Origin of the sequence: Flavobacterium rhamnosiphilum, assembly GCF_004349195.1 — a bacterium.
GTDB classification, from domain to species: Bacteria; Bacteroidota; Bacteroidia; order Flavobacteriales; family Flavobacteriaceae; genus Flavobacterium; species Flavobacterium rhamnosiphilum.
Window position 1 is genome coordinate 25,500 of the sequence record NZ_SMLG01000017.1, and the last position, 8,675, is coordinate 34,174.

The following is an 8,675-nucleotide window of genomic DNA, read 5'->3' on the forward strand; positions in this document are numbered from 1 at the left end:
CTTTAAATTATAATCTCCAGTAGTTTTTAAACTCTTTTGGGTTCTTCATCCCTTTTATATCAAACATGTAAATTTCATCCTTAGACAATTTTTGAAAATCTTCTGTAGTCATTTGAATATATTCATTATGTCCTACTGCCAATACTATAATATCATATAATCCCACAGGTTCTTCAATCAATGTAATTCCATATTCATGAGCCAATTCATTAGGACATCCATGCGGGTCAATAACATGGACATGGATAGAATAATCCATTAACTCTTTCACTAAATCAACCACTTTCGAATTTCTGATATCTGAAACATCTTCTTTGAAAGTAATACCCATAACCAAAACCTTAGCTTTTCCGGGATTTTTATCTTGTTCAATTAAAGCTTGAACAATTCTTTTAGCAATAAAACTTGGTATGAAATCATTCACTCTTCTTCCGGCTGCAATCACCTGTGGATCTATCCCTAACTGCTTAGCCTTGTGCATTAAATAAAAAGGATCAACACTAATACAGTGCCCTCCTACTAATCCCGGTTGGTATTTATGGAAATTCCATTTGGTTCCTGCTGCTTCAATAACAGCCTTGGTATCAATACCCATTTTGTCAAAAATGATTGCCAATTCATTCATCAAGGAGATATTGATATCTCGCTGTGTATTTTCAATAACCTTAGCTGCTTCAGCAACCTTTATCGATTCGGCTTTATGCAACCCTGCTTTGATGATTGAACCATATACTTCAGAAATCACTTCTAAAGCCTCATCATCATTACCAGAAACTATTTTTAATATATTAGTCAAGGTTTTCACTTTATCTCCGGGAACAATCCGTTCTGGACTGTAGCCAAATTTAAAATCAACACCACCTTCTAATCCAGAAATGCTTTCTAATATGGGGATACAATCCTCTTCGGTACAACCAGGATAGACTGTAGATTCATAAACGACATAATCACCTTTTTTTAATGCTGAAGCAACACTTCTAGAAGCTCCTAACAACGGATTCAAATTAGGCACCTTATTTTCATCTATATCTGTAGGCACGCCCACTATATGAAAATGAGCCTTCTTCAAATCCTCCACATCAGCAGTAAAAGTAATATCACATCCATCGAAAGCGTTAGAGTCTAACTCTTTTGACGGATCAATTCCTTTTTTCATTAACTCCACTCGAGCTGAATTGATATCAAATCCGATAACTTTAAAATATTTAGCAAACTCTAGAGCAAGTGGCAAGCCTACATAACCTAAACCAGTAACCGAAATAATTTTTTCTTTATTTATAAATGAATCGAATAATTTTGACATAATAATCTTATATTTTTTTATGTATATGCTTTTAAATTTTATCTATTTTTGAATGATCTTTGTTTCTTTCAAAATAGATCTATGGCTACCCTAAACTAATAGTACTGTATATCCTCCTAAAAACAAGACCTAATACTGTTACAAAACTTAGAAGAAAACCACCTATCTTTATTCCTTTAGCCTTCCCAAATTTTTCTTTCTTTAAAGGCAAAATCGGCTTATCAATCACCTGAATCAAAGGCGTTTCTTTACGCAAAGTCACTTTCGCCAATTCACTTTGCTTAACCAATTCGGTTAAGATAGCAGTATTCGCTTGCACATCCACCTGGCGGCGGGCAGAAGGCGCACGGCGCACATTCAAAGCAGGGTTCAAATTGAAGGTATTGTCATTGGCGACCGCAACACCCGTAATGGCTCCATTCAATTCTCCACGGATAGAATCGGTCTGTTTTTGTAAAATAGCCATATTCATTCTAGCCTTTTTGCTTTTGGTGAAGATATAAAAGTCGGATACTTGTTTGACTAGGGCTTCAGTGAAATATTTGGCAAACAATTCATTAGTAGAATTAACATCTATGTTAATAATAGCAATCTTTTTGTCTTTTTGAGCAACGGACAATCCGGTTTTGGACAAATCTTGATATACCACACCCAAAATACTGTCGTGTACTCGGGTAAAATAGGTGCGTTTAGTTTCCGGTAAAAATTGGATACTTTTCAATTTTGGTATGTTATTCCATTTTTCCCTCCAGCCCTGATTTTGTATATACATCTCCGCCAGAGAAATGGTCTTTCCATTTACAACAACAGGACTCATCAAGGTCTGTTCCACCATCGATCGGGACTTAAACAACTCAGTCAAGTTAGATCCGGTAAAGATACTGCCTCCGCCCCCGCCAAGATCCAAACCAAGTGAACTTGCTAGGCCCAAAGCACCACCTAATCCACCGCCTGACTTCTCATCTTCTAGTGCAAAGGATAGTGTTGCGGTGTAAACTGGCTTTTTACTAAAAGAATAGGCTAATCCCAAACCTGCCCCTATGATTCCTGCCAAAACAATAATTTTCCATTGTGACAGCAAATAGGCATACCATTCCTTGGCTTTTTCCAGTAATTCTTTTAAAGATATTTCGTCGTTGGGTATTTGTTCGTTCATTTTCGTATATCCATTTTCGGTTTTTTGTTTTTCTATCGTCACTTCGAGGTGTAATTTTTATTCTAAAAAAAAGCAATATAAAATGACATTCCTTGTGTCACCCTGAGCGCAGTCGAAGGGCTACATAATAAAAAACGTCATTGGTAGTGATTTTATAAATTAGCGACAGCGTTTTATAATCCCGACGCTTCGGGAGTATCGAGAAGTCGCCTATCGATTTTTCATTTGCCTCCCTTTAAAATTAATCCCAACATCCTCCTTCTTGGGCTCCCTTTAGGGCTGGGACAAAACCAAGAACACCATTAAACCCTTTAGGGCTGGGGCAAAACAAATGAAAATTATCTACTTAAAAGCGGTCAAAAACAGCAAAGCTAAACTTGATATCACACTTCCTATTCCTACCCATTCTCCTGAAGTCATCTTTTTAACTTCGGGTTTTTCAGGCACTATAATTTGAGAACCTGGCTTCACTTTGGGATAGGATCTAATAAACAGGAATGAACTGGCTACTGCTGCTTTTCCATTAGGATAAATAATATAGGCTTTTTTCTTCCAACCTTTCGCATCTACTCCACCAACAGCATCCAAATAATAACCAAATGACTTTCCTTTATCATAAGGAATCTCCGAAGTCAACAATACATTCCCTGTCACCTTAACACCTTCGTTAAAAGTAGCTACTTCAATTTCATCACCGGGAAATAAAGTCACATTGGTGCTGCTATTTTGGTTTTTAACAATAGATTTCCAATCTACGGGTATGGTGGCAAATTTTAAATCTTCCTTCAATTTTTTGGTCAATTTCTTTTGGATACTGTCTTTGGTACCCAAATTCAAATCTACGCTTTCTACCGCTTCAATTTGTTTCGCTTGAATTGGTCTTTTGATTTTAACGCCTTCTACATTCGCCAAAGAAGTCAAACCACCAGCCCGTTGTACTACATCATACACTTTGTCTTTTTTATTGGCTAAAACATATTTCCCGGCATAATTCACGGCACCACTTATGGTAACCATTTCGGGTTTATCATAAACCGCCATTTTACGGATATTCACCACATCAAAAGGTTGCAATTCAAAATTTTTCAACTGCTCATTATTATTGGCCGTAATTTCTATGTTAAACAATTCCGCTTTATTAGGATTCGTGTCATCTATTTCCTCAGATTGAATCATTCGTGCCACTTCCACTCTTTTTGAAGCTGAACCCGTTAATCCGCCAGCCTGCACCAATAAATCATTCAAGGTCAAGTTCGGATGATAATCATAAATTCCAGGCTTTTTAATTTCGCCGTCGATCGTTATTTTGTATTCTTCAACGAAATCTAAAATAGAATAAACGGTTACGATATCTTCTTTTTTCAAAGCGATATCAGCCTCAAGATCTCCCTTCAAAGCTTTAGCCAAATTCACGTTGACGATTTCCGTAGTCAAGTCTGATTGTAATCTAATGATTCTGGCTCTGTTACTATAAGCATCTTCTTTTAATCCATCGGCTTTTGCAATCAAATCGGAAATCCGCATGCCTTCGTAAAAAGAATAGGTATCCGGTCTAAAAACGGCACCATCAATCTTGATGCGATTTTCGAATCGGTTTAAAATTTTAGTCACTCGGAATACATCCCCGGATAAAGGGGTGTAGCTGGTAAACTCTGACGCTTTTATGTCTCGTACTTTAAATTCTTTATCCGTTTTCTGCAATACATTTACGGATGCAGTGTAAGCAAACTCATTAAATCCTGAGGCAAAAGACAACAAATCAGTAAAGGTCTCTCCCGCTTTCATTTCAAAAATACCCGGACGTTTAACCTGTCCTTCAACAGTCACTCGCTGATTATAGGCTGGTATTCGAATAACATCATTGTCTTTTAACCCAACATTGTCAGATTGATCTCCATTAACCAAAAAATTATAAATATCTACTTTAGTAAGCACTTTGTTGTTTCGTATCAATTCAATATTTCTATAACTGCCATTTTTCCCGGGTCCTCCGCCTAAAAACAACGCATTATAAACCGTTGCCAAAGAAGAAATAGAATAGTTTCCTGGTTGTTTACTGCCGATCAAAGTTACTTTAATCGTTCTGATACGAGTCAGATTAACACTTACCTGTGATTGTCCTGATCGTACGGTACTGTAAACACCTGCAATCGCATTTCTGATTTTTTGGGTCGCAGCCTCGATAGTCATTCCGGAAACAGGGATTTGACCCACATATTGAATCGTTACTTTTCCTTCAACGCTCACTGGGATACTGGCATTAAATTCCTGAACGCCATAAACGCTGACTTGCAATTCATCACCAGGTCCTAAAATATAATTGACAGGTGTGGCCAATTTCAAATTAGGCTCAAAATTCAAAGTTGGATTATCAAACAGTTCTGAACCAAAAACCAGTGCATTAATCGAATCCTTAACTTTAGTATTGACAATCTTTTCCTGTTTTCTTCCAAATTCCTTCTCTAATCCTTTGTCTTTATCCTCATCGTCACGATCCTTTTTAACCACATCGGTTTTGGTCGCTTGCATCGCAAGGCGTTCCTTTAATTTTGCAAATTCGCTGGCAGACATTCCTTTTGCCAAAGCCATAGGCTCCGCCTGCTCAATAGTCACATTATTGGTTAGCAACTGTGCTTTTATTTTTGCAATATCACTATCCGATAAATAATCCACTTTTAAGGTACTCAAATCGGAGCTTTTTAACAAGTCCTGCGCTAATACTTGTGAAGATTGAAAAAGAGCAAACAACAATAAAACGGCAGTAATTATTTTTTTCATAAGTAATTTATAATAATGTGTATTATGACTGTCCGCTAAGCGGACTAAATTTCTTTTCAGCCACAGATTAAAAAGATTTTCACAGATTTTTTTCAGTAATCTGTTTATTTTTTTTTAAATCCGTGAAAATCCGTGAAATCTGTGGCTGAAATAATCAATTGGTACTAGTTAAGGATTATCATAATGTCTATTCTATTTTTTAATTTGAATGAGGGTAGCAATTAATCTTTTTTAAAACACATAAAGCTTTAAAAATTTGCGACTTGTAACTTTAGGGTTTTAATTTAACAAATCTGAATTTTCTCGTTCCAACTCATTATACACATTTTTAACATCTTGGGAATTATCTTTCTGAAGTATCAAATTAGCAGTATCGGTATACACAAAAATAGTATTCTTAAGACCTACAAAAGCCGTATAAGTATTGGTCCCTATGACCATATTCCCATTTTTATCAACTGGATGTCCTTTAGATACTAAATAATCATAAACCGATTCAAAAGAACCTAAATCAGACCATACAAATTTAGAAGACACCACTTTAATCTTCTTACTTCTTTCCAGTACTGCATAATCGATACTGATAGAGGGAATTTCAAGCGATAGTGCTAAATCTAAAGTGCCATTGGTATTGTTATCCCAAGCAATTTTAGATTTTTCATATACTTCGGGATGAAATAATTTCAATTCTTCCAGAAACACTCCTGCTTTAAAACAAAACATACCACTATTCCATAGAAAATTTCCTTTCGCTATAAAATCTCGGGCAGAAACCTGATTTGGTTTTTCACGAAAAGAGATAACATCATCCCCTTTGCGTTCAATATAACCATATCCCGTTTCCGGTTTAGTGGGAATAATCCCGAAAGTGACTATATAACCCTTCGAGGCTTTTTCAATTGCCTCATCAATTGCAAGTTTATAAGGCATCATATCATCTATAATATGATCGGAAGGAGTAACGATTAAAATAGCATCCGGATGCGAAGCAAAAGCGGCAAAAGCTATTGCTGCTGCTGTATTTCTGGGAGTGGATTCAATAATATCAATATAGGGTGTATTCGATTTTTGCATTACATCTTTACTGAGATGGCAATTATCAACATTACCCACTACCATAACTTTGTCGGCTATATTGCGGTTGCGATCCACAGTCATCTCAAATAAGGATTTTCCATCAAATATGTTAAGATACTGTTTAGGCATACTTTTTCGTGATAGCGGCCACAACCTGCTACCAACTCCACCTGTTAAAATGACGTGTGTAATTGATTGTTTATTTTCCATACTTATTTTTAAATCTTTGCATTATAGCACCTTTTAATATAATCTTTTATGACTGTCCGCAAAGCGGACCAGATTTCTTTTTAACAAACGGTTCGTTTTTTCTTTAATCTGTGAAAATCCGTAAAATCTGCGGCTAAAATAATCAACTGGTATTAGCAGCAGATAGTCACTTTTACAATCTACCATCAACTCGATCTCCCAAAACACCTTTTACATCATAAAGCAAACTGGTTGTCTTTTGCAATTCTGACAAATCCAATTCCATAAACTGCCGGTGTGCTACACCTAAAACCACTGCATCAAATCGTTGATTGGGCACCACATTCGTAGTTAATAAACCATATTCGTGTTCAACCTCACTTGGACTGGCCAAAGGATCATAAATCGTTACTGTAATTCCATAATCCGTTAAAGCAGCTATGACATCGACAATTTTAGTATTACGAACATCAGGGCAGTTTTCTTTGAAAGTAATTCCTAACATTAAAAGCGTTGCGCCATTAACCGAAATACCTTTCTTAATCATCAACTTTACCACTTGTGAAGCTACATAATCACCCATACTGTCATTTAACCGTCTTCCGGCCAAAATGATTTCAGGATGATATCCAAATTCTTGGGCACGTTGAGCCAAATAATAGGGGTCAACCCCGATGCAATGCCCTCCAACCAATCCAGGTTTAAAAGGCAAAAAATTCCATTTAGTACTCGCAGCTTCTAAAACGGCATGCGTATCTATATGCATCAAATTGAATATTTTAGCCAATTCGTTTACAAAAGCAATATTAATATCACGCTGGGAGTTTTCAATTACTTTAGCCGCTTCGGCAACTTTTATAGAAGGGGCTAAGTGTGTTCCGGCTGAGATGACAGATTTATACAAATCATCTACTTTCTGTCCGATTTCTGGAGTAGAACCAGAAGTGACTTTTAAAATTTTATCAACGGTATGTTCTTTATCTCCTGGATTGATTCTTTCAGGGGAGTAACCTGCAAAAAAATCAACATTAAACGTTAATCCTGAAACCCGTTCTAAAACAGGTACACATTCCTCCTCAGTTACCCCGGGATAAACAGTAGATTCGTAAATGACGATATCTCCTTTTTTCAGAACGTTTCCTATGGCTTCACTTGACTTATATAAAGGAGTTAAATCAGGACGATTATTTTTATCCACCGGAGTGGGAACGGTAACTATATAATAATTACAGTCCGCTATATCAGCTAAAACAGTGGTGCAATACAATCCAACTGCACCGCTCGCAGGTTCTTCTAACAGTACTTTTTGCAAGGTGGCATCAGTTACTTCACAAGTGGTATCAGTACCCGATTGCAAGGATGCAACCCTGTCTTGATTAATGTCAAATCCTACAACAGCATATTTAGTGGCAAATAATCTGGCTAGTGGTAAACCCACATAACCCAAACCAATTACTGCTATTTTTATATTTGAACTCATCTATTTAATCAATTTTAATTAACTGTTGTTAATTTTAATCCACCGCTTCGCGATTCAAACTCACAGAATGAGTCGAAATCAGGGTGTTTTTTTTGTGTGCAAATATAGCTACAATAAACTATTTATTTAAAATTAAAAATCCTCTTAAATCCAAAAACACGAATAAAAAGAATAAAAAACAGACAACCAACTAATAACCAATCAAAAGAAGGAAATGAATTGCCCGTTTCTTTTTTTTAAAATCACCTAATTTAGTGATATCAAAAGTGCTAAAAAAGATGTATTCTAAGCAAGAATGCAACTTTAATACATAAAAAAGGAACCAAAAAATTAATACAATTGTACTTTAAGCATTAGAAATACTACCGCGAAAGATTTCTCAAAACCACAACACATCCCTATCTCGAAGCCCCAGCACAGAGGTATTATTTTTATTGAGTTACTTACTTAAAATCACTCTTATTCTCTTAATCTCTTTGTTTATTAAAGTCCTGTATTTATTGACAAATCAAAAAACAACTGCCTAAAATTTTTAGACTGTCTTTTTAGTAGTGTTTTTTCAATAGCAACACAATATTCTAAACCCGTTGGATACAATTATTCAAAACGTCATCAGTTCGAGGCTTAATTTTTTTTACAAAAAAAGCAATATAAAATGACATTCATTGTGTCACCCTGAGCGCAGTCGAAGG

At 36.0% G+C, this 8,675-nt stretch carries 5 protein-coding genes; all 5 read right to left on the minus strand.

Annotation, left to right across the window (positions count from 1 at the left end; genetic code table 11):
- Positions 1-7: 7 nt before the first annotated feature.
- Entirely contained in the window at positions 8-1,303 is a 1,296-nt protein-coding gene (locus tag E0I26_RS15940; RefSeq protein ID WP_131917438.1) for a nucleotide sugar dehydrogenase, read from the minus strand.
- An 85-nt stretch (positions 1,304-1,388) separates the two neighbouring features.
- Positions 1,389-2,459: a Wzz/FepE/Etk N-terminal domain-containing protein gene (locus E0I26_RS15945; RefSeq protein WP_131917442.1), complete on the minus strand. Its 1,071-nt coding sequence runs from the start codon at positions 2,457-2,459 to the stop codon at positions 1,389-1,391.
- Positions 2,460-2,801: 342 nt separating this feature from the next.
- A complete protein-coding gene (locus tag E0I26_RS15950; RefSeq protein WP_131917439.1) occupies positions 2,802-5,237 on the minus strand; it encodes an SLBB domain-containing protein in 2,436 nt (811 codons plus the stop codon).
- A gap of 279 nt (positions 5,238-5,516) precedes the next feature.
- Positions 5,517-6,524, minus strand: coding sequence for a mannose-1-phosphate guanylyltransferase (locus tag E0I26_RS15955; protein ID WP_131917440.1), 1,008 nt, complete (start codon positions 6,522-6,524; stop codon positions 5,517-5,519).
- A 172-nt stretch (positions 6,525-6,696) separates the two neighbouring features.
- Positions 6,697-7,983 (minus strand): nucleotide sugar dehydrogenase, encoded by a 1,287-nt coding sequence (locus E0I26_RS15960; protein WP_131917441.1) that lies wholly within the window; start codon positions 7,981-7,983, stop codon positions 6,697-6,699.
- Positions 7,984-8,675: the final 692 nt, after the last annotated feature.